The organism is Haloarcula sp. H-GB5 (assembly GCF_054850705.1).
Genome location: NZ_JBTWBG010000005.1, coordinates 49538 through 73573, shown reverse-complemented (window position 1 = coordinate 73573; position 24036 = coordinate 49538). Strand labels below are relative to the sequence as shown.

Below are 24036 nucleotides of genomic sequence, written 5' to 3'. Positions count from 1 at the left end.
TTCATTTATGATTACAGCATCAAAGACAATTCGAAAAGTTGGCCAGTTCGTCGTAATAATAATGCTGATTAGTTCTCTCTCTTTCACATCACCTGCCTTGGCGCAGGAATTATCTTCGCAAACTTGGTACGAAGCTGACTTTATTGGCCATAGTACTGGTACCCCTCCAGATTCAACAGTCAGAGACAACCCTCCAGCTAATTCGCAAATAACAGATAAACAGTATGGCGAAGCAGAAAGTTGTGGAGGCCAACTGTGTGTTCGGGACGGATACGATTCTTTAGATTTTGTAGTTGCGCCATCACAGTCTGTTACAATTGATAAAGGGAAGACTGTCGAAGTCACCCTAGATGCAAGGATCAGCAATCAGTATGGTGCCAATGGGAAGATGGTACTCCGTACCTCCGACGGTGATAAGAAACTCACTGAGAGTACCAGCTACGACGGGACATTCACCTACACAGCCAGCTCAGACAATACTGAAATTCAGGGCATTTACATTGATTACGATCATAGTAAAGATCAAACAATCTACGGTAGAATATACGAAATCACCTATGTACAATCCGTTGAGTTCGCTCATAACATTGATGGATATCAGTCGACCACAAACATTCAGTACAGCCCCAGTGGTGAAAATAAGTTGTATTCTAAGGGGTTTGAAAAAGAAATAACATTACCTAACAGATATGAGGAGGCAGAAAATATCTATGTTGAGATCAATTCTAAGCCCGGAAACTCCGGAGCGACTTACGAGGTCGTAGATAATGGCCGTGTGATCGGTTCAGCAGTAGCCGAAAGTGGTGTGTCAGGAGAAAGTGTGATACAGATAGAACCGAAAAGTAAAGATATCACTCTTCGAATGACTAGCAGCGATACCGTTGGTGTGAGTAATGTATCTGTCACGGCCCTTGCTCCTACTCCAGGAAGCGATCCGCTTAATGTTGATAACAGTGGACCTGAAGAGCTTGATTCACAAGGTGGATATGACCGAGTCTTGGGCGTACTGTCCCAAGTATTGTCGCTCACGACTCAAACAGTGTATTATCTCATGTTCGCCTCACTAGCGATTGGAGCAGTTGTATTCGCCTATTCGAAAGGCCTCCGGGGAACCGAGTTCTCACAATCGCTGATGATGGCTGCTATAATCGTAGGGGTCTCCGTGCTACTATTTAGTTCGATACTCAACATGAGTGCTTGGCTATTTACTGGAGACAACAGTCGAGCCTCACTAGGAAACCCAAATCTTGAGGCAGAACCTCCAGTCTACTACAATAATGGCTTCAATGACGGAAAATTGGATAACTGGAAGGCAGGAAGTGCTTCAACCTCTTTAGCCGTGAGGTCACACGGCAACGAGTTAGCACTTACTGCCAGTGGTCAGTCCCTCACAATATCGAGGGAGGTTGATATTACACTCGGGAATTCCTTGGACACTGGATACATTAATTACGACATTGAAACAATTTCTAGCGATTCGGTTTCGGATCATGCAGTCACAGTATATGCTAATGTATACATAGACGGTGAACAGGTTGTCACACGGAAGGAAATCGCCCGCTCATTCGGTGGACAAACCGTCTCAAAAACAGGTTCGGTCATTTACGAACAAGCCGGGACTGACGTTACCGTGGAATTCGTAGCCGAATCTAATGATAATAGTGCAGCTGCTAACCTCCGAGTCTACGATATATCTGTAGGAGCCACTGCTGGCTCACACAATCCAGGGGAAGAATAGCTCTCACCTTCTGATAATTCTCTATTATCCTTCCTCAGATGAATGCGTTCAGCAGGGAATCGAATCAAACACACCCTATCAGCCTGAAACAGTGTTACGCTGTTTCAATCTTGCATAGATCGCTCACCTTCCGCCACTCTATTATATTGTTAACAGAATCTGCTGGAAGTCTGTTCTCTCACTCTGTCTCTCTGGAAACCCTACCCGAAGGTATTAATTAGACTGGGGGAGATGGAATATATATATGGAGCCGGTACCGGTAGCAGAGAAACTCCTCAAGACAAAGCTCTTTGGCTTCTCAGTCCAACGGCTCATCCAAGCTTTTGCAGTCCCGATGGCCCCTGGTCTTATTTTGACCGTACTGAACTTCCCAGCGATAATCTTCGGCCCAATCGTCATCTTGGGAGCGGTGATTGGCATCTCAGTCTACATCCGCACCCCCTCTGGCCAGAACCCAGCTGCGTGGCTGATCGGGATGATAAAATTCAAGCTCGGCCCCGACTCGTTTTACTGGAAGCCCGTCCAATTTGACGACGACCCGGTTGAAATCCAGACTGGTGAAATGAACAGTATCACAGACGAAGACCCGGCTGAGACTCAAACAAACGAATCTATGGTTGGAAACGAAAACACTATCGAGAACCTTGACTTCGAGGCAATACACGACGATGGCGTCATCGAGACAGACGAGGCATACTCCCTTATCATCGAGATTGAAGCCCGACCGTGGCTCATTCTCGACAAGCAATCACGGCAAGCGGTTTACCAGTCGTTCTCACAATTCTTGATGGGTATCAAAAGCCCGATTCAGATATTCACACTTCCGATACCGTACGATGCAGACGATTATACTGAGAGTCTTAAAGAATCCAACAACCACAAAATCGACACTGAAAGCAAACTACTCGAATACGGTCGAATCCAACACGCACAGTGGTTAGAGAACGTCGTCGAAATGGGCGATATCCGCGACCGCCGTCACTTCATTATGGTAACCGCTCAGAAACACAAGCAGAACGAACAGGATGCCAGTGATAATTTTCTGGACCGCATCAACCCGACTAGCGACGATGTCGACCAAGAGAAGCGATACGACGAACTCTGGTCGAGAGCCCAAAGCGTAACCAGCGCCCTTCCACGAACAGGCGTGAGCACCGATATCATCAACGAACGGGAAGACACACTCAAAATCCTCTACTACTACTACAAGGGTCGGCGTCCTCCGGAGAATTTCAACCACGGGCTCCTTACCAAAGCACCATCCGAGAGCGACATGGAAGATATAGACACGCAGTCTGTACTGTAATCTTGCACTCATTCACCCACAGACTAATGTACGAACAAGAAGATTAGAGGCATAAGCAACAGTCACCTGCAGAGCCCGATAATTGCCTTGGTCCGCATGTGACCAGCGAAATCAAGATACTACAATGAATCCAGACGAAATCCGAGACAAATTCCAAGAGTTCATCGGCATCAAAGACGATAGCAGCAGGGAGCGTGGAGGCAGGATAGACATCGATTCCTTGAGCGGCACGGAACTACAGGATGCAATAGACTATCTCGATGCAATCGGTCGAGATACAACCCGTGACGATATCGAGGAAGCCGCGTACTACCTGCGAAATGTCGACGACGATGTCGAACTGTACTCCGCATTTGAGAGCGGCACAGAACGTAGTCGGGTTGATCGCTCTATCGTCGCACCGAGTAATATGGAGCGCGATACGAAATGGCATACCCGCGACGGAGACTTCTACCAGGTGCTCACCGCGACCTCAATGCCTCGTCTGGTGACTCCTGGCTGGCTCGTCCCGATTACCCTCTCGGAACATGACATCCGTCTCTCAATGCAGATCAAGCCCCGCGAAACGGCATCTGTGAAAGGCAAGCTCCAACAGCGCCTTACGCAGATGAAGAGCGCAATTCAGTGGAAGAAGCGACGTGGCCGGACTGACGTTTATGAGGAAGAGCACGAACGCAAAGAATTGGAACGCCTACTCCGAAGCGTCATTGAGGGAACAACCAAGTTGTTCAACGTCGGTTTCTATATGGAAGTCCATGGACGGACGCTTGAGGAGATGGAAGAAGCGAGCCGAAACATCCAGCGGACAGTAAGCGAACAGGGAATGGACCTCACGCCTATCGAAGGGCGACAGATCGAAAGCCAGCAGTCGATGCTTCCGGTCGGAACCGACCCAATTAGGAACTACAATACAGTCCAGTTGGAGGCGCTCGCGACATTTTTTAATTTCGTCGAACCACCGGTCAATCAGCCAGACGGAGTTCTGATGGGATTCGACGACAGCAAGCGTCCAGTTATTGTCGACCGATTTAGCCTCAGTGGTCACTCGAAAGTGGTCACCGGAAAGGTTGGTGGTGGCAAGACCTACTCAGTGAAACTCGCGCTATACCGTCGCTTACTAAATGACCCTGGCCTCCGTATCATCGTCTTTGACCCGCTTGGAGACGACTTCGTCGATTTTACCGAAAAGGTAGGTGGGACTGTTATCAAATTCGGCGGAGACGACCGAATCAACCCGCTCGACATCCAGCCGCCGAGTGGCGGTGAGTCTCCCGAAGATCTCTACACGACGAAAGTTCGCAGTGCCATAGAGATACTGAAGACCTATTTCGCCCAATCCAGTCGGGGTGGAATGAGAGCAGGTGAGGAGGGTGTAATCACGCAATGTATACACTATGCATATTCGAAGATGGGGATCACCTCCGATCCAGAGACGTTTGATAACAAGTCCCCCATCATCGACGACGTAATCGAAGGCGTCCGTATCATTGCGCAGGGCGGTCTGGAATCTGATTCCTCACCGATCAATGAAGAGATGGCGGACGGGGCCGGGACTCTTGATCTCTGTCCCCCACGCGTTCGAGAAATTATGATGGACCCCTCGGACCAGCACGTCAAAATTGCCCAAGAGCTGGTCCCGAAATTCGAGTCGTTCAAAGCGGGGTCAGTAAATAATAATCTAAATGGGCAGACAAATATTGAGCTCGATGACCGGATTGTCTGCTTCAATATGGAGTCCTTCGCTGACACTGGCGAAATGCCGCTTATCATGCACACGATGCTAGACTGGGCGTATCAGGAGACACGAAGAAGTCCAAAACGGACTGACGTAACGTTTGAAGAGGTCCACTACCTCTTAGGGCGGCCCGGTGCGCGAAACCTACTCAACCTCTTCATCCGTCACGCACGCCACTTCGATGCCGGACTGACGCTTATTTCACAGACGCCAGACGAGTTCCTCGGCCACGACCAGAAGAAAGAGATCTACGACAACTGCGACATCAAACAGTTGTTCTACCAAGAGAATGTATCCCCAGAGGTAATCAACTACTTCGATTTCAGCGAGGAAGAAGCGCGGTTCCTCCGGCAGGCAGCGCGTGGTCAAAATTCGAACTTCTCAGAATGTCTCCTGTCGACGTCTGAGCACGGTCGCCGCCGCTTGGAAATCTATGCAGGACCGTATGAACGACATATGCTTGAGGAAGACCTCGATCCAGAGGGATATCTCAAACAGCAAGGCTTGCTAGAAAACGAAACAGACGTCGGTAATAGTAGCCATCTGAAAGATGCGGTTCCTCAGACCCAGGACATCAGCGAACCAATGGCACCTTCGACAGATCCCGCCAAACCGTCAAAGGACAAGCCGCTCACTCAAATCGAGAATCCCGATGACCTTACGGAAGCGAATCAGACCGTCAGGCACGACCCCGAACCGGAGGACTCCGAGGATTCAGGTAAGACATCAACCCGTGACCCCTTCCGTGTTTCTGGTAGTGGCCAAGCTGAATCTGTTGAAGTCAATGGATCTGAGACTGAACAAAACGCTGTTGCTCCAGAAGAACAACCCAATCTGCAGGAACACCCACAAAACAACTCACTCAGTGGGGAGGGCGAGGATATCCGGGGAACCGCCCCCGATGACATCTCTCTTGATGACGTGGTCAAAGAGCAGAATAATATCTCCGGGCCCACCAAAGAGCACGAAGAGGCAGAGGAAACTGACCCAAGTCTGATACATCAACTGCTCGAGCGGGTGCCGATTGGTAGTAACGGATCGTCCGAAGATGACGAACAGTAACCCGCCGGCAAAACCGGTCCAAATCATTAAACGGACACCAACACAGCAGCCACCTCAAGTGACTGCCTAGACCGCCACTGTCGTGTGCTCCTGAAAGTGGAAGCAACCATTTTTGTGCTCATTGTTTAGGACTCGCGGGTAAACTACCGCCACGTCGGCTGATAGCCGCCCCACCGGTAGACTGATAATGCACAAGTTGGAACAAAGTTCTAACGAGTCACAAAAAAGTGTGACCACTCTGCCAGTGCAAATCCACCCTAATAAGAGAGCATGATACCACAACTGACACTTCTCGGTCTGAATAGCAACGGAATTCACCCTATGTCGGTGTTACTACTCGTCGGTGGCGGGATTGTTGACAGACTCTTGGATGGTGTCTCGAACGCAATACGCGCAGCTGGGGAGGGCCTAAACGGCTTATTCAACTTCGGGATTGAAGTCTTCCTCCACATCGAAAACCCGTACGGGGTTGCGAAGGCGAACGAAGCATGGATGAACTCATTTGAGGTCGCTCTCGCGATCTTCCCCGTGATGATTATCTTAGGGCTGTTATCGATGCCCTTTGCTGATGAAAAAAAGACAAGCCTCTGGCGTCAAGGCCTTCGGATCGTCGGCGTAATTTTTATTATTGCTGTCTCTCGGCCTCTTATTGGATTCGGCGTCGACCTATCTAACACAATGGTGACTGCGCTGATGCCAACGGGGACAGACATCATCAATATCATGAACCCGTTTAGTAGTGGGATTGGAAGCCTCTCGAATATTTTGTCCGGATTCGCCCTCGCGGGCATTATTTGGTTCCTCGGGTGGTACTCTCTCATCGCCGTCGCCATTGTTACTGTCCTCCTGGAGCTCCGTGATTTTCTTATCCACATCGTCTACATTTCGTCCCCTATTCTCGCAGTATTCTGGTACCCCGATTGGGGCCTCCTCGAAAGCGTCAACGAGTTTGCTAACAAGTGGGCGCGAATGGGCATCTATACACTCCTCTCTGGCCCTATCATCGCGATCATCTTCCAGACCATGGTAGTTATCGCAGGCGGCTCGATGATGCAAGGCGCTGATGGAATCGCCGAAGGTATCTCTGCTTTCTGGTCTCAGTTAGTCCTTGTCACATGCTTCCCAATCATTATGATCGCAGCAGTCTGGAAGATTGTCTCATGGGCTGGCGAGCCGATCGGTGCTGGACAGGCTATGACTGGTATGACGATGGCTTTCGGTGCTGCAATTGGCGGTGCGGCAGGCGCTTTAGGAAGTGAAGGGAGCGCAGCATCTGGAGCATCGGGTGGTTCCGAAGTTGGTCAGCAAATGTCTTCAATGGCTGGCGGTGGAGGCGGCAGTAGCGGTGGAGGTGGTAGCGGAAGCGCACCAGGAGTAGCATCCGATGTTGGTGCATCGAGTCCAGGGCAAAATTCGGTGGCACAAGCTGTTCAAGATCAGGAAGGGGAAACCGTTTCTGCGAGTGGAGGTCCCTCCAGTGAATCCACAGCAGACACGAAATCGGCAAGTGCCTCTGCATCACAAGCAGGACCGAGCTCACAAGGTGGTCTCAGTGGAGACGTTCCCGGCGGCACCGGCGGTGCCGGTGGCCCGTCCGACGAAGTGACTGGTGCTGGAGGACCGTCTGGAAACGAAAGTGAAACGCAAGGATACATCAGTGCTGCGAAGAAGCGGTACGGTGACTTCAAAGAGCGGAATGCAGCGAAGATCAAGGATACTGTCTCCGACTACAAAGACAGCGCGAAAGACCGGCTCAACCCAACAAACTTGGAACGTCACCACGCAGACCGCAAGCGGAGCCAAGCAGAAACCGTCGAACAGCAGCACCAACACTTTGAGGAGGGTGTCGATATGGAAGCAGGTGAGAATGGCACAATCGATTTAGCGCAAGCTGAAGAATCCGGTGCGTTGAGTGACTCAGTGAAAGCAACAGACTATGATACGCCCACCTCCCCAAAGGCCGAGCTCAGCGAGGACGGCACCTTCAGATACAAGAACGAGAATGATGAAATGGTCACGGGCTCTGTTGGGGCTAAACGCAAGCAGTTCCGTGATGAAAAGGCTCACCTCGAAAGTCAAGCCGAGGCCCACGAAGCTCGTGCCGACCGCATCGACGAGTCGATGAGTCATACAGGGTCAAGGCTGAAAAAGACAGGAGAAAACGCCAAGGAAAAATATGGACCAGCGGTCAAAGCAGCAAGACAAGGGTTCGGCCAAGAGATGGTTCGCGGTACTGTCGGTGCTCACTCGCCCTATTTGATGGCTGGTGGCGACGGCGTTTTCGGTGGTGGACAGCGCGGCGGAGAAGAGCCTCCTCAGAACCCTGACGTCGGAACACATGAACATGAAGAGAGTACGAACCGGCCAAGCACGGCAATCAGCCCCTCTACGGCGAAGAAGCATGAGGATACATTAGCTGAGTCAGGTGAGCGGTTCGACTTAGCGGGTGAGGAACTAAACTACGTCCCCGGCGGTGGTCGTACGCCCGATGATGTCGCGCAACAGGGCTACATAGAGACAGCAGAAGAGAACGAGCGAATTGGTGCAGTAGAAGTGAGTGAAGACTCCGATGTAAGACTTCCCACAGACGATTCATTCCGGATAGGGGATGTGAACATGGGGAAGCGCGACGGTAGTGAGGCACAGAGTCTCCCTGAAGAGAGCGGAGAATACGGAACGTTCCAAGTTGACGAGCATTCCCGCCTTCTTGATGAAAACGAAGCCCGAGTCGACCAAGTCATCGGGAACGATGAGATGGTCGGAGAAGAAGCCCAGTTCAAGGATATGCTGGTTCGTAAAGCCGATAGCGATCCTGAAGACTACGCAGCCCAATACTACGGTGAATCGCCTACTGGGGAGCGGATGCCAATCGACGCCCCGAACGAAGAAACGGAAGAAGTGATTGATGAGCATATAGGCGAGCGAGTCGATCTGACTGGAACGGTCAAGAACAAATACGGGATGTCGACTAACACCCATCCCGAATACGAGGGAGCACATGATTATGCCGCGTTAGAAGTTGACCTCAGAGATCAAGACGAAGGCGGGTCTTCCAACTCGGCTAGCGACGACAGCGATACAACGTCCAACGAAACTGCTACCTCTACGGGGGCTGGCAGTTCTGATGACTCAGAGTCTACTAACCACAGCATCAGCACTAACGGGGACATTGGTGGCGACTCATCCAATGGTATTAATTCAGCCTCCAACTCGTCAAGCGGTCACGAAATTTCAAAATCGACTGATACAGGGAGTAGCTCTAGCGGTAACGAAACTGGAGAGAAATTGAGTGCTGAAGAGATGATCGCTGGAAATGGTGATGACCACGACCGCGTCTCTTCAGACGACACATTCATGGTCGAAAGTTCAGCGACCGACTCAGACAAGCACGCCAACGCATACAAATTCCGAAGGACGAACGCTGAAGGTGAACCCGAAGGCGAACCCATCGCTGTTACCCGAATGGGGGGAGAAGCAGGACCACCCGAATTGGACGACCCTGAAGAGCCGCCTGCAATGAGGGATCAGAACGGAAACGACCTCGGTCGGCAAGACCCCCAGCCCGGCGATGTTGTGACTAATCTTGAGGGATTCAAATACGGATCATACGGTGAAGACTGGAATGGTTCTCACGAAGGCATTGACGCTGCTTCTCACGGCGGGGAGGAAGGCAAATACACAGAACTCCGCCCCGACGAGAATTCGTCTCTTACCGTACTCAATCGGAATAGCGAGCCAACGTCACAGTCTAAATCGACCTCTGAAAGCACGCCTGAAACGTCCAGCAGCAGCAGTTCACACCCAACAAATAAAAACGAGAGTGAGGGAAGTAGTTCCTCATCTTCTGCCAGTAGTGGAAAGAGCGAAGAAACCGCCCCAAGTGAGAATGAATCTGTTAGTAGTGATCGCCCACATGAAACCGAAAGCCGCGGTAACTCAGCCTCGGAAACAGAAGGCTCCCCGACCAGCGAGGTAGACCAAATCTCAGATGACGACAACAGCTCGTCGGAAAATAAAACTCCGGAAGCCGAAAAAGGCGACAATAAGTCGGCAGACTACGGCGGTACAGTCGAAGCCGGAGAAAAAAGCATTCCCACAGACGACATTGAGAATGTAGAATCCCTTGACGGTGAGCGCGTAGACGCTAAAGGTGTCGGAGGAACTGATATCCTTGAGGACGCTCAACTAGAGTCCAGCGAGAATGACAGTGATTCAAGAATCCACCTCGCAGACAAGACGAGAGATAACGAAGTCGCTGAATACGGCGAGGGTGCTTTAAGCGAAGTTGAAGAAGGTGAATCCTTTGAGGTCCGCAACGGCAAAGCCATTGAGTTCCAGAATGGGAGTCATGGAATCCAGATAGACGAAGATAGCGCCGTAGAAAAAACCGACGAGCACGAAGGCAACCCTACTGTCAGCATCGGCACTGACCGGAAAGAAATCAAGGAGAATAGAGGCAAAGAGGAGCAACAAGAATCTGGTGATGAAGACCTCCCTCAAAATCCCGGTAGTGGGGGGTCCACTGCCGGGGAACACTCTGACGAAGTGGACGCTTCAGAGTGGGAGGAACGCGCTCGTAACTGGCGTGAGCACTACACCGAGTCCGAATCTGAGACTCTAAGTGAGGGAGCTGGATTCACGGCAGAGTCAATGCGGATCGAAACACTCGATGATGGAGAGCGTCTCTTCATCACTGACTACGACGACCTTGACGAGTCGTTGGCAGAAGAAGAGATCATAAACCCTGTTAGAGCAGAAGAACTCAAACACCAGTCCCTCGTGGGCCACGCATGGACCAACGCAATGGGACAAGAGGTCCCGAACGTCGCGTATAACGAAGAGACAAATGAAGTTATCCAGCAAGAAGCAGGTGGTGCTGATACAGAAACATGGGGAATTGACGAAGCCCCGGAAGAAGCCTTGGAACAGGTTGAGCGTGAGGACTTCGAAGAAACGATGGCCATCCAACTTCTTGGCGGGAACCCCGACACCAATAAAGATAATGTCCACGTCGACGAAAATGGCGGATTACACGTTATTGACTTCGACCGTACCGCGAGTTCGATGGGCGAAGTCGATAATGCGGACGAGATGAAAATAAACGCTGGTGCAGCAGGCCGTGTCGGTGAAAAAATCGGAAAGATCAACGAGGACTTCCACACAGATCGCTTCGAATACGAATCTGAGGTTACCAGCAAAGCTGCCGAAATCGCTACAGAATTAGAAGAAAACGGCGAAACGGAAAACGTACTCAGTTCTGTGGAAGAGGTTGACGAAAACCACAGTGGCGAGTCTGAGCCGCGAACAGGTATCATCCGTCACAACATCAAAACGATTGCGAACGAAGATGTCGAGATAGACTCACCCTCTGGCACAAGCCAAGGAGAAATGGACGAAATCTTTGACGAACTTGACGAAGAAGATGCAGACAACGGAAAGTCTGAAGAATAGGAAGAATATCTCACAAGATTGTTCTGTTTCTGAAGTGGGTAAAACCCTAACCCCATATGATTTATATAGTCCACAGAGTAGTGACTTGTATGGGAGAAGGTAAAACCGTAGATAGCTGCCGTCCGCAATTCTTTGACGAACGCGGCGTCCCTGCGTCTGTTGAACCGCCTGAGAAGATGGTCGGGGTCTATACATTCCGCCAAGACGAGAGCGTATCCGACCAAGATCGAGTTTATAAGCGGGTCGGTGTGCTGACCTCGGAAGGATGGGTCCCACCCGTCTCGAAAATCCTCGTTCACGCTGTCGCTGAGACAGGCCGTAATCCGAACGACGTCGACGCGCTGGGGAACTACACTGTGGGGAAGGGGACGCGGATTGCTATTGACCCGCGAGAGCTCCGAATTCGTCTCAGTGAACAGGGGGAAATCGTTGAGGACGACGTTTCCCCAGTAATTCGCTCTCATTACCGGGATGACGTGGATTTCTACGTCCCCGAAGGCCTGGACGATGACGATGTGGCTGAATATCTTCGTGGATGTGTCCGACCAGCGATCGGCTACTATCTGGACAAACACGATGGCGAGCACCCATCTCGAGCCCAGCTCGCAGATATCCTCGTCGACGTGTATGGCGTTAGTCAAGACGACGCCCTGCGGACGGTTACACTCGTGGTCAGTGATTCATAGCTACGGTTTCTGTTTCCTTCTCCAAATATCGGGTCATAACGCCGTGCTATGCTCTCAGAGGCGGAACTTTATAACTGAAAGCGCAGAAGCAAATAATAAGAACGGATGAAAGCCCACCTCGAACCCCGGCGGCGCGTGCCTACGGCTGCGGCCCGAGCGCTGGGCTTCTTTCCCGTTCACTTGACTCAAGGAGGAAATCAACAATGAGTCTCAGCCTACTGCTATTTGCCATCGTCTACATCTGGATGACCCTCACATGGTTCATCTACGCAGACAGAGTCGAACAACCACCAATCAAGAGAACCGCCGTCCAGATTGTGTCCCTAGTAGCGCTCGCCAGTATGACGAATTCTCCGGCGCTGCTCTTAGCGCCTGTGGCACTCAGCGCCGGGAGCCACCTACATTTGGATCTCTGGGAGCCTGTGCACACGGGCATCGTTGCTGGCGCTGTCGGAGCCGGAATCATCACTCTCCATGGAATGAGTCTCGGCTATGCGCCCACTGAATGGATTACTGGCGACGGCAGCGCTCAGACTTACGCCATCGCGGGCATTGCGATGACGGTCGCGACTACCGCTACGCATATCTACGGAAACCCGATCCGGTCGGTTCTGGTGCAGAGTGGCGTCAGTAGCCCTACAGCCCGCGCAAGTCGCACGAGTGAGCTTCCATACGGGACAGTCTACAACGATGTCGTGTCTAACTCCAACCCGCCTCAGTCGAATGTGGGCGGTTCTGACGCGGCCAGTGAGACTGAGGAAGAAGCATCGACCAACAGCCCGGCTGAGTCAGACAGCAATTCGGAGACATCTTCCCAGAGCCACAACCACAGTATCAGGCCCGCCCGAAGCGACCCAGAACCCTCAGAACAAACGGACGAACAGGAAGCCGACGCACATGACGGCAATGCAGAACCGAGTGACGAAAAGAACGCGGGTCCACAGCCTGCTGACGAGCACTCGCAGGAGGCCGCAGATAACTCAGAAGAAGAGACCGTAAGGCCCGAAGTGGTGCTTGACGAGAACGGCGAGAAGGTCGAGGAAGAGCCTAAAATGGAAGAATTCGTCTATCCATGGGAGGAACCGCCGGATATTCGGTTCGCAGACATCGGCGGCTACAACGATGTTAAGGAGGAACTGACCAGTCAGGTTATCAATCCGCTGCGGTCAGACAGCGAGAGCTACGCTCGGTTCGACGTGCAGCCGTCGCGTGGCCTGCTGTTCCACGGCCCTCCAGGGACGGGTAAGACACTGTTCGCCCGGGCGCTGGCGAACGCTCTTGACCGTCCCTTCGTCGAACTGACACAGGCTGACCTCACACACGAACACATCAACAAGAGTCCGCAGCTCATCAAGCGCCTGTTTGAGGAAGCACAGCATCTCGGTGGAGTCATCTTCATCGACGAGGCTGAACAGCTACTGGGCAACCGAACGCAGGGAGAAAATGCACACGCGGAAGATAACAAGGTCACGAATATGTTCCTGTCTGCGCTCACGAAGGAGGATCAGGATTTCATCCTGTTGCTGACGACGAACCAGCGGGATAAGATGGATGAAGCAGTTCTCCGGCCCGGTCGCGTCGACAGTGAATTCGAGATTGGACTCCCCGACGTCGAAGCACGGACAAAGATCCTTAAGCTGACTGTGCTGGAGGTTCCACACAAGTTGACGGAGGCCCATGTTGAGAAGTTAGCCGAACGTACTGAAGGCTGGTCGGGGGCCGACTTGGATGCGGTCACGAATCAAGCTAAACTCTTGGCAGCCGAGCGCGGCGCAAGTTACCTCCGATGGGAGGATGTCAAGAAGGCGTACAATGAATTCGTCAGCAAAACATAATCGGGGCATCTCCCCGGACTTACCCTTCGACTCTCTTCGTTCCTTTCCAGTTGTCCCACGGCTATACTCCACGTAGTCTAGGCACTATCCACCAGATTCAACACAGCAAGGGAGACGATATGCTTTTATGAAATCCCTCTATCTATCCAACTGGGTAATCGCATGAGTGATTCAGAGACTACCAGTAGCCAGTCTGACCAGCCTTCGGATGGTGAAAGTGATAACCACAGTTCGGAGACCAGCGAAGCAAAATCTGGTGGGAAGAGCAAGAAGAGATTGTTCGAGAAGGAGATGGACGTTTCCCTAATGACAAAGGGCGCACAGGGGTACATCTCTTTCCGCCGGGACTACAGTATCGCCCCCAATTCCACTGTCGTCGATCAGTACCTCCGTGGATACTCGGCCATATCGTTTGCTTACGACGAGAATGCAAACGACCTGTGGATGGTTCCCCTTGAGGTCTACGATCAAGACGCAGAGGACGAGTACAAACTACCGGACGAACTCGACGGAAGTTTCAGTATTACCTCACGCCCCATCTTCAACAAGGTTGGTCTCGACTTCGACGCCTCCCATCGGTACAATCCTGAGTGGGATGACGACGTCGAGGCGCTTTGCATAGATCTCGACCAAGAACCAGACATCTACCAACACTCAAACAACGACGAAGACTCCGAGTAACGCCCTTAGCGCTTACTTGGGTGTCGATGCAGGCTCCACTTTCCTTGCGATTGGGAGATGATATTCGTCCACAACGCGGCTTTAAATACCAGACTTTCGTTACTCACAGTAGAGAGGTTTCGCAAGTATGAGCGAACACCAGCCATCGGAGAAGGCTGAATGGGCTGATATCTTCCCATTCGATCCCTATCCGAATCAAGTCAAGGGCATCAACTCCATCATCAACACATTAGAATCGGGTGGGTTCCATCTGCTTGAAGGGCCGTGTGGGACCGGGAAGACGCTAATCGGCCTCACTAGTGCGCTCTCGCTAGTTCGCGACCCCGAGACAAAATTCGAGCGGATACTCGTTACCACGAGCAAGAAACAACAACTGTCCGCATTTGAATCTGACCTCAAAGCGATTAACAATCAAGATGATGTCTACTTCCCTGGACTAACGCTGATCGGCAAATCTGAACTCTGTCCGTACGTCCAAACGGGTCATATCGGGGAACAAGAAATCTACCACGAGTGTATCTCGCTGCGGGATAACACTCAGGAGCTGATGGAAGAAGCGGTGAAGAAGGATCGAACCGCGCGTGAAGCGAACGCCGCTTTCGGGCTACAAGCACGGGCAGAACAGGCTCCGAAGCACGGGCGTCTCACGGTCAACGGGAAAGAAACTCCGTATATGCCAGAAATCCCCTCCGTTAGTGACACTGAATACTGTCCGTTTTACGCATCACACATCACGAATGCCGTCCAAGAGGAATACCCGCTTTCAATCCATCGCGTGACGACAGGAAAAGAGACACTCACAGAGGGGTCAGCTTGTGGAACGTGCCCCCATATAGAGATGCGTCGTCTCTATCCAGAGGCAACCGTCACAATGGGGAATTACAAGCATGCATTCGGGCCGAGAACTGTCTCCGCTCTCACCGCACCCCTCGTCGACAAGGAGACGATACTGATTTGCGACGAGGCACACGGTTTGGTCTCCGAGGTTCGAGACCAACTCTCGTACAGCTTGACTTACAGCAAACTGAATCACGGCGTCGGGAACCTGAAAGAAGTCTACGGGTGGTTGACAGGCGATGGGCACCAAGCGAAGCAACGTCTTGCCAGCTCACTTATCGCAGATAGTCCGTTGGAGGCATCGGACTTCGCGACGTCAATCAAGTTCCTTGAGAAACTCCGCTCGTTTATTTCTCAAGCGATCGTTGACGGCCTGAAGGATGAGCACGGTCAGTCGTGGCGGGAAGATATTCAATCAAGTCGCCGCAGCGAGATATCGATACCAATGCAGAGCCCGACTAAACCCCAGCCCGACCCGGTTTCTAAATGGGCCGAAAAAAACGACTATGGGAATATATGGAAGCTGTTCTTGCAGGTCGCGAAGCTCACTGATAGCGTGAAGGATATCGTCTCACGGAAAATCGATGGCAAAAGTCCAGATGGGTCATTCCCTATTGGAGCCGTCTATGAACTCTTCGAGCGATGGTGGGTAGGGGGTCACAGCGAATACTTCCGGCGAGTAACACTCTCCCCACGCCAGCGCATACACGCCAATCCGAAGGACAGTATGCCATGGCGAGCGGGTTATCTCGCGAAAATACAGATCAATAATAGCATACCCCAGAATGAAATCGCAGCGACACTCGATGCGTTTGGGGGTGCAATATTGATGTCAGCAACCCTCTCGCCGCTCGACATTTACAGCGAAGTAACTGGCGTGACAAAACTCAAAAACGGTACTCAGCCTTCCGGGAGCCTTGTGACGAAAGCAAAAGGTGAGTCTGAGCGACAACACGAAGATAAAGACCCACGAGATCAACTTCCTGATTTGAGTGCTGTCGGAAAGGTTGGCTCATCCTCAGACAAGTCGATGCAAGAGAAGCGCCGAACAGTCGGTCACTCAGAGTTCGAACTTGGGTTTCCCAAAGAGCACCGGCTTTCGGTGGCGGTTGACGTACCGAAGTTTACGTACTCGAATCGGTGGCCCCCCGAAGAAAACCCCGGTCTACGTAACACCTACAACACTGCCCTGTCTACCGTGGTTAGAACAACACCAGGGAACGTGCTGGTGTGTATGCCATCTTATGACGAGGCTGCGTGGGCCAGTGATATCCTCAACGAGGACTCGAACGTTCAAAAAGAAATTCTTACAGACTCACCTAGTTCCGACGGACAAACCCAGTACCTCAAAGAGGAGTTTTTCGACGGCCCGCCGAAGGTGCTAACGACGAGCCTTCGGGGAACACTGACCGAAGGAGTAGACTACGATGGCGATAAGCTCCGCGGCGTCGTCATCTGCGGCGTTCCGATAACAACAACTGGGACACCTCTCGCCAAAGCAATCGAAACTGCATACAACCATCGGTTCGATGGGAAAGGCTTCGAATATGCATTCACGGTGCCCGCTGTGAGAAAGGCACGACAGGCTATCGGGCGCGTCATTAGAGGCCAAGACGAAGTCGGAGTCCGAGTGCTTATCGACCAGCGGTATGTCCAGACAGACAGTTACACTTCCGTACGTGAATACTTCCCAGAACACGCTCGCGAAGAGTTCATTCCCATTGGTATTGACGACCTCGGGTACGAACTACAAACGTTTTGGAAATCAGTCTGAAATGAATAGCGCAGTGCAACTCTTACCTAACATTTGAAAGGATTCCCGTGGGCGTGTTTGGTAAGATAACCGTCCGAAACTGTATTTTCTGTGGATCTTCGAGGGGGACAGAGTGATTTTTATCTCTCAATGCGAATTAGGAGATAGAGGTAGATAGTCCCCACACAACTCACCCCATGGAGACTAAGGATATTTGTGAGGGGGGTCTGAATACCTTATCACCGATAACAAGACTATGTCCCTGCAACTCTCAAATGTGAGTAAACGGCTGAAGTCGAAACAACAATGGATCTGCTGGCGGACCACAATGCGGGACGGGAAAGAAACCAAGCTCCCCGTCGACCCAAACACCAACCAGATGGCGAAAACCGACGATCCCAGTACGTGGGGTTCCGTGATGGACGCCGTCCGTGCATTCCAGAGCAATAAACAACTCAAGGGCATCGGATTCGTATTCACCGAAAACGATCCCTTTGTCGGCATTGACCTCGACGACTGCCGTGACCCTGAGAGCGAGGAGTGGGATGACTGGGCGCTCAGCATCCTACAAGACGTTGATGGGTTCCGTGAAATCAGCCCTTCCGGCACTGGCGGCCACATCATCACCATCGGCGAAATCCCTGGCGACAGAAACCGGAAGGGGAGTGTCGAAATGTACGAATCCACTCGATACTTCACCGTCACTGGGGACATCATTTCTGAGGATGGTGAGCGTACCGACGAAGTTCCGGAAATCCAAGAAAGCCAGAATGGTATTAATGCCGTCTACGACCAGTTCCTAGTTGACGAGGACAGCGACTCTGCGAACGACACTGAAGTTGACGTTCACCTCTCGGGGTTAGACCATCTTGAACTGGAGAATCACGGCAACGGCCCCTCTGGAACGTACACAAGCGGAGCAAATCTCGACAGTCTACCCGAAGAAGAGCAAAAAATCGTCAAGACTGCCAAAGGGTCAAAAAACGGCTACAAGTTCACCCAGCTGTGGCATGGTAACTGGAAGCAAGTCTATCCTGGCGAAAGCCATTCAGAAGCCGATATGGGGTTCTGTGATATGCTGGCGTTCTGGTGTTCTGGAGACCCAGAACGAATCGACCGCGTATTCCGTGCATCTGGACTCATTCGTCCCAAATGGGACGAGCAACGGTACTCAGATGGGTCCACCTACGGAGAGCGCACTATTCAACGAGCCATCGCGAAAGTTGACGACTACTATGACCCCGATCACTTCGACAATATCGCCAACGAGAACAGTGACGATACCGATAATGAAGACGAAGGGAGAGAAGAAAGCGCTGACGAGGGAAATGAGAGCTCCGAGGCAAACGGGGAAGACTCAGATGGCTCTTCTGATGATCAAGAGACGCCGCCAGCAGAAGACGACGAATCCGAATCAGATTCCAGTGACGACCAATCTGAGTTCGTTGACGAGACAGGTTCTGATAAGCAGAACGCACCGAAGCGGCGGTCGCGGCGAAGTCGCTCCAACTCTACAGTCTTCGCAGAAAGCAACTCTAACAGCCCATCGGAAAGCGTGGCGAAAGAGGATGCTCCCTCTGAATCTAGCAAGGAAGAACAAACAGAAGAGGACGACAGCACTGCAACCAGCAGCGATCCGAACATAAACTCCAGCGGAAACGCGGAAGAGAACAAGAGTAATGCCAGCTCCAGAGATAGCAAAACAACTGATGACGGACTTAAGACCACAAACGGTACTCGGAGGTCGCGTGGTGGGCAAAACCGGATTGATAACAGTTCCGAATTCGACCCCGTGAACGTCAGCAGTTCCTCGAGTGAGACAACTGAAGACGGCACATCAACGAAGAGCGAGAATGATTCCGGCACACCAACCCCCGTTGAGGACGGTGACAGCTTCTTCGATCGAGAATTCGATGACGACGGCTTCCTTGACGATGCTCTCGAAAACAGTGATGAGGAGAGCACTCTTGGTATCGACCGAGAAGAAGCAAAAGGAATCTACGACGGTGACGATGATAAGGAACCCACGTCTGATTCCGAGTCAAGGCAATCGACCCCCGATTTGACCCCACAGGAGGGGGACAGTGATCAAGGCTCTTTTGATTCTCGGATGTCAGCAAACGGAAATCGAAAGATTCCGGGTGTGCTCGACGCCAAACTCCATGATATCGTTTCCGAGGTTGACCGACTACGCGAAATTGTCACCGATCTAGAAACAAAGCACGACAACGATATCGCTCAACAAGCGGACAAAATCCAACTCCTCCGTAAGGAGATCGCATTCTACGAAAACCTCGTTGACCAGCAAGAACACAAGATCAATCAGCTCTCTCAAGTCGTCCTGCTCTTATGTCAACACCATCCAGAACCGCTCTTCGATCAGGTTGAGCAAGCCCTTCTCGATGGCGAAGAAATTCCGGTGGAAGATATCGTTGACCCATCCCAGCAACCTCGATGGGAGAGTTCAGCGGACGGTCGAGATTCAGATACAAGCAGCGAATGGGTCGAACAGAGCCAACGTTCCAGAACCAAGAAGAAAGAAAAGACGAGCGACTTAGACGAGGAAGAGGTCGCAACTGAAGAAGGAAAAGACGATGATGAGAATATCCGAGACCATTTGTCGAGATTCTTCTAAAATCACTCCTGTTTTAGGTCGCGACCGTAATCAGACCGAATAAAGAGGTCAGTAGTTGGGTGCGCTTTTCGCCGGTTAGTTGACCGCTAGTTTGATATAGAGCGGTTTAGATAATCAAGGTATACGTATGACCGCTTCAGCGAAGCGAATCGGACTAGCTACTTTAGCAATCTCTCTCGTGTTCCTCAGTAGCGGAGGGGTTGTAGGTACCACGCTCGCACAGACAGATTCTTGCGACCTCAGTGGCCCCGAATCTCTCGAAGATTGCGAAGACCCTAGCTTGAATCCGTTCGAGAACGTACTGAACAATCTCTACAAAATCTTTCATACGCTTCTCCAGTATCTCGGGTTCGTTGCGGTATTCGCTGGTTCAACACTATACTATACTTCAGATAAGAACTCTTCACGGGGTCAGACCGGTCTTTGGCTTTTCGTTGGTGGTCTAGCACTCATTGTGCTTTACTTCGGCATGTCCGCCTTCATTTCGATGGTTCGAGGGATTGCGGAAGGCGGTGCGATGTAAGCACGAGTCAAGAAGAGTCTCTCCTGGTTTTCCTTGTTCACAATACTAGGAGAGAACTGCTCTCTGTTCTAGTTAGTCCACCTCGGACCGCACGAATGGACTCACTGAAACACCGTTACACTGTTTCAAACCGCCTGCCGTATAACAATTACATATAAAAACCAAAATCTGGAACAGCGTAACTCTGTTTCACCAATTTAATCGAATACCACTCTTGTACCCCGATTTCCGATAATGGGTTGTCCGATTGACCGGTACATTAATATCCTATCTATGTTTTGTTGATACTGAAGTATGGCTAATTCAGTCAAGCGAGTCGGTCTAACAGCACTGCTGATGTCCCTAATGGTTTTCACAACTTTCGGGGCCAGCGTCGGCACGGTTGCCGCGCAGTGTGAGGACCCGACCAACGTCGACAACTGCGAAGGCGGGATGGATCAGTACGTAAACATGCTGGACAACGTTTATGAAGTGGCCCATACGACCCTACAATATGCAGGGTTCGTAGCGGTCTTCGCTGGTGCGGTTCTCTGGTTCACGGCACGTCGGTCCTCCGACCGCGCCCAGACTGGCGTCTGGCTGCTCATCGGTGGCCTGATCATGATCGTGTTCTACTTCGGCTTCACAGCATTCGTCAGCCTGCTGAAGTGGATCGCTGAAGGCGGGTAATCCCGTTTCACACAGCAACCACAATAGCAGCATTCCTGAGCGGCTCGTTCCCTATTTTTAAGATGACAGACCCAGTACCGACTGTTATAATTAGCATGATCCCCCGTCTGATTAGACATCTTACCCTTGAGGCTCATTCCCAAGCACTACCAGTGCTCACGCGGGGACCGCCTCTACTCGACATCCAAAGTGACATCGCGAGTTCGTTCTCCAAATTCCAAGGTGTGGACGTCGTGATGTACTACGTAGGGCTCATCCTCGCCGTTCTCGGATTCATGGCGTGGAACCTGAGCAAAAAGCACCAACCACGTCGGGCGTGGGGGAAACGCCTCTTTGGAATCGGAATCACGTTCATCTTGATCGGTCAGAACTTCAGTTGGTTCTTCAGCCTTGTCAATTATGTCCTCAACACATAACCGGCCATTCACTGCAACGATTTTCGCCGCACTAATTGTCACAAGTGGGATCGCTGCCTTCGTACCAGTTCCAGCGAGCGCAGCATCACCCCCAGAAGCCAGCTTCACCTTCGACCCATCCGCACCCAACGCGGAAGATACAGTTACGTTGTCCGCATCCTCTTCATCCGCATCAAACGGCAGTATCAGTGAGTACAGATGGGAATACGAGGTCTCTGATAACAGCACAGAAACAGCATACGGCAAACAAATCTCTCACATGTGGAACTCTGCAGGTGAATACCAAATCACGCTCACTGTAACAGACAGCAACGGGAATACAGACACTGCACGACGCACGATCGGTGTCGCTCCGAAACAAATCGATAGCTCAGAAGGCAACCCGCTAGTGGAAAACGAATCTGGTGCATATCGACTCTTAACCAATAACGACCACGAGTTGAATGGAACCGGCGAATACGGCACGATGTACAGTATCCCGGTTGCTCGGCTTGAACAGCGAATAGTCGCTGAAGGCTCACCGTTGATCCGGATTGACAACCAGGCGCTGACTCTCTCACAGGCTGCCCAGTTCGGACTACTCACTGATTCGTACCGAGAAAACCTCTACTTGCCTGTTCGACTGCCGACGAACGACACATGGCAATCTATACAGGATGTCGAGGTCGTCGATACGTACTTCCTCGGGTTCTCAGCAAACGAAACACACGGCCAATGGACAGGGGACAGTCGACTCATATGGGTAAAAACCAAATCTGGAGTCGGGTGGAAGCCAGTTCGGAACGCTCACGTCTATCGGAGCCACAGCGATGGCGAATACAGCACCGGCGAGTTCTACATCGACAATAAGGATGAAGCGGAGGTCTACAACGGGGATACAATCAACTACACCGAGTTCAATCAGCAAGTTGTCGAAGAGACGTTTATCAAAACCGGCCCAGATAAGTCCCAAGTTGTCGTTTCAGAAGGAGAACCCCGATACAGTCTCGGGAACGTCTCTGTCTCAGGACGTTGGAGTGGTACGCACGAGGTTATCGTCGACCAATATGCAAGTACCGCCCGTATCGACGGAGGTGCAATTTATGACGATTTCTGGTTGGTCAACCCCGACGGGATCAACGTCACTGTCCTCAATGACTACCGTCTCCAAACACCGTCAAGATATGAAAGTGAGAGTGATTGTACGTACACCGTTGGAAACGAAACCAAGCACGGAACCGACACAAAATGGGAAGAGTGGACGCGAACAAACTACGATAATACCGTCCGGATCTACCACGCTGGAACGTACTATGAACCAGAGACTGGAGAGTACATCTTCAATATCCAAGACCCACAAGACTCAAAGCTTGTTCCGTACTCTCGGACTGAAGTAACGTTCACCCATGAATACGGTGTGGACAGTACGTGCCCCGGAAACGACTGGTCTGAATCGGAAACCGTGACTGTCTCAAACACCTACAACGCCACCTCTCACAACATCAAGCCTGCGACAGCCGAAGATCTAAACATCACCGTCTACCTCGTTAACCAAGGGCAAGAGCGGGCCGTGTACTTCGACACAATTGGAGACAAGCGACCCGAAGCCAATCCACTCGATAATATCGAGCTCGTCGCGGACGGCGACCGGGTGAGTAGAAAGAATCTCATCCTCCGTACACCATGGATTTTCGTCTCGCAATCCCTGTACGACAGAGTCGAGATGCGTCAAGAGGGGTTCGACGAATGGCGGTACACAAGCACCGAACCCGAAGCCTCACTCCACAATCTTCACCGTGACTACTTAGACGCTAACAAATATAAAATTGGCAATCAGGGGAATATCAAAGTGACCGTCAATGAAAGAAGGCATTCACAGGTCTACGAGGGTGTGAACGTTAGCCCATACGTGAACAGCACAGCTGGGAACGTTCAACTCTACCAGACGGTTGGTGCAAAAATAACAGAGGTTCCTGGCGACCGCGAACTCAACAACCCCCGAGCATACGCTACTGATGTCTTTGGAAACAGATGGGAAGTTGATGTAGTGAGGCGGAACTACACAGAAACTGATATCGAACTTGAGCCCTCCGGAAGTAGAATTGACGGCCAACTTATTGACAGCGAAGGCAACGGTGTCCCAGAGAAAAAACTCTCCCTCAGCGGGGCTCAAAACTCCACAGTGACCACCAACAAAAACGGGAATTTCAGCATCTACGTTGCGGATGATGCCCCCATTACGTCCGTGGAATTCAAGGGCGACTCTTACCGAGCAGACCACGATACATACTACGATTCCTCCAAGACGCGAATCGCCACAGCTACCAATATGATAAACATCATCGGGACTCCGATGGGGTACCTGAGCGATATGATTTCGAATCTTATGGTCTTCGTCGAGTGGATGGCACTCGGCCTGTTCATCGTCTATTGGTTACGGTTCCGCGATCAAGAACCCCGAAAATAGTAGCAATCCAGTTCCCCTATTTCCGTACTGCCACATAACTCACACCACGCGATGATGCGGCGCAAGAAATAAATTCAGCGGGTCCGACTCCCGCAATATGGCGGACCCGAATAGAGACGATAGTGAGAACCGAGAACGAGACGACCCACCCTCTCGAGAATCTGTTGAAGGAAACGATAGGAATCCAGATACACCGACAAGTGAGCCGACTTGGGGGTTCGAAGACAGCAATCAGTCCGATACAGCCACCGAAGACGATCTGT

The 24036-nt window shown here is 51.5% G+C and carries 11 protein-coding genes; all 11 read left to right on the top strand.

All coding sequences use genetic code 11. The features are described 5' to 3' along the window. The first annotated feature begins 7 nt into the window (after positions 1 to 7). Positions 8 to 1738 (top strand): hypothetical protein, encoded by a 1731-nt coding sequence (locus ACYJ11_RS18555; RefSeq protein ID WP_461648937.1) that lies wholly within the window; start codon positions 8 to 10, stop codon positions 1736 to 1738. Positions 1739 to 1982: 244 nt separating this feature from the next. Beyond that, the gene (locus ACYJ11_RS18550; RefSeq protein WP_064289180.1) at positions 1983 to 3044 is read left to right on the top strand and encodes a hypothetical protein; all 1062 of its coding nucleotides are present in this window, start codon (positions 1983 to 1985) and stop codon (positions 3042 to 3044) included. 124 nt (positions 3045 to 3168) lie between these two features. Beyond that, on the top strand, positions 3169 to 5841 hold the full coding sequence (locus tag ACYJ11_RS18545; protein ID WP_461648936.1) for a VirB4 family type IV secretion system protein: 2673 nt from the start codon (positions 3169 to 3171) through the stop codon (positions 5839 to 5841). A gap of 321 nt (positions 5842 to 6162) precedes the next feature. Next, a complete protein-coding gene (locus tag ACYJ11_RS18540; protein ID WP_461648935.1) occupies positions 6163 to 11292 on the top strand; it encodes an MATE family efflux transporter in 5130 nt (1709 codons plus the stop codon). Between the two features lie 248 nt (positions 11293 to 11540). Further along, a complete protein-coding gene (locus tag ACYJ11_RS18535; protein WP_461648934.1) occupies positions 11541 to 11978 on the top strand; it encodes a hypothetical protein in 438 nt (145 codons plus the stop codon). A 203-nt stretch (positions 11979 to 12181) separates the two neighbouring features. Continuing rightward, on the top strand, positions 12182 to 13813 hold the full coding sequence (locus ACYJ11_RS18530; protein WP_461648933.1) for an ATP-binding protein: 1632 nt from the start codon (positions 12182 to 12184) through the stop codon (positions 13811 to 13813). A gap of 162 nt (positions 13814 to 13975) precedes the next feature. Further along, positions 13976 to 14494, top strand: a complete 519-nt coding sequence (locus ACYJ11_RS18525) for a hypothetical protein (protein ID WP_461648932.1) — start codon at positions 13976 to 13978, stop codon at positions 14492 to 14494. Between the two features lie 127 nt (positions 14495 to 14621). Then, entirely contained in the window at positions 14622 to 17105 is a 2484-nt protein-coding gene (locus ACYJ11_RS18520; RefSeq protein ID WP_461648931.1) for an ATP-dependent DNA helicase, read from the top strand. Between the two features lie 235 nt (positions 17106 to 17340). Further along, complete coding sequence (locus ACYJ11_RS18515) at positions 17341 to 19719, top strand: phage NrS-1 polymerase family protein (protein WP_461648930.1); 2379 nt, start codon at positions 17341 to 17343, stop codon at positions 19717 to 19719. Positions 19720 to 20587: 868 nt separating this feature from the next. Further along, positions 20588 to 20911, top strand: a complete 324-nt coding sequence (locus ACYJ11_RS18510) for a hypothetical protein (RefSeq protein ID WP_461648929.1) — start codon at positions 20588 to 20590, stop codon at positions 20909 to 20911. 399 nt (positions 20912 to 21310) lie between these two features. Next, positions 21311 to 23773: a PKD domain-containing protein gene (locus ACYJ11_RS18505; RefSeq protein ID WP_461648928.1), complete on the top strand. Its 2463-nt coding sequence runs from the start codon at positions 21311 to 21313 to the stop codon at positions 23771 to 23773. The last annotated feature ends 263 nt before the right edge of the window (positions 23774 to 24036 follow it).

What these genes read in the sequence shown, in the direction of transcription:
- ACYJ11_RS18555 (WP_461648937.1), top strand. Translation starts at nt 8, where the DNA reads ATGATTACAGCATCAAAGACAATTCGAAAAGTTGGCCAGTTCGTCGTA.
- ACYJ11_RS18550 (WP_064289180.1), top strand. Translation starts at nt 1,983, where the DNA reads ATGGAGCCGGTACCGGTAGCAGAGAAACTCCTCAAGACAAAGCTCTTT.
- ACYJ11_RS18545 (WP_461648936.1), top strand. Translation starts at nt 3,169, where the DNA reads ATGAATCCAGACGAAATCCGAGACAAATTCCAAGAGTTCATCGGCATC.
- ACYJ11_RS18540 (WP_461648935.1), top strand. Translation starts at nt 6,163, where the DNA reads ATGTCGGTGTTACTACTCGTCGGTGGCGGGATTGTTGACAGACTCTTG.
- ACYJ11_RS18530 (WP_461648933.1), top strand. Translation starts at nt 12,182, where the DNA reads ATGAGTCTCAGCCTACTGCTATTTGCCATCGTCTACATCTGGATGACC.
- ACYJ11_RS18525 (WP_461648932.1), top strand. Translation starts at nt 13,976, where the DNA reads ATGAGTGATTCAGAGACTACCAGTAGCCAGTCTGACCAGCCTTCGGAT.
- ACYJ11_RS18520 (WP_461648931.1), top strand. Translation starts at nt 14,622, where the DNA reads ATGAGCGAACACCAGCCATCGGAGAAGGCTGAATGGGCTGATATCTTC.
- ACYJ11_RS18515 (WP_461648930.1), top strand. Translation starts at nt 17,341, where the DNA reads ATGTCCCTGCAACTCTCAAATGTGAGTAAACGGCTGAAGTCGAAACAA.
- ACYJ11_RS18510 (WP_461648929.1), top strand. Translation starts at nt 20,588, where the DNA reads ATGGTTTTCACAACTTTCGGGGCCAGCGTCGGCACGGTTGCCGCGCAG.
- ACYJ11_RS18505 (WP_461648928.1), top strand. Translation starts at nt 21,311, where the DNA reads ATGTCCTCAACACATAACCGGCCATTCACTGCAACGATTTTCGCCGCA.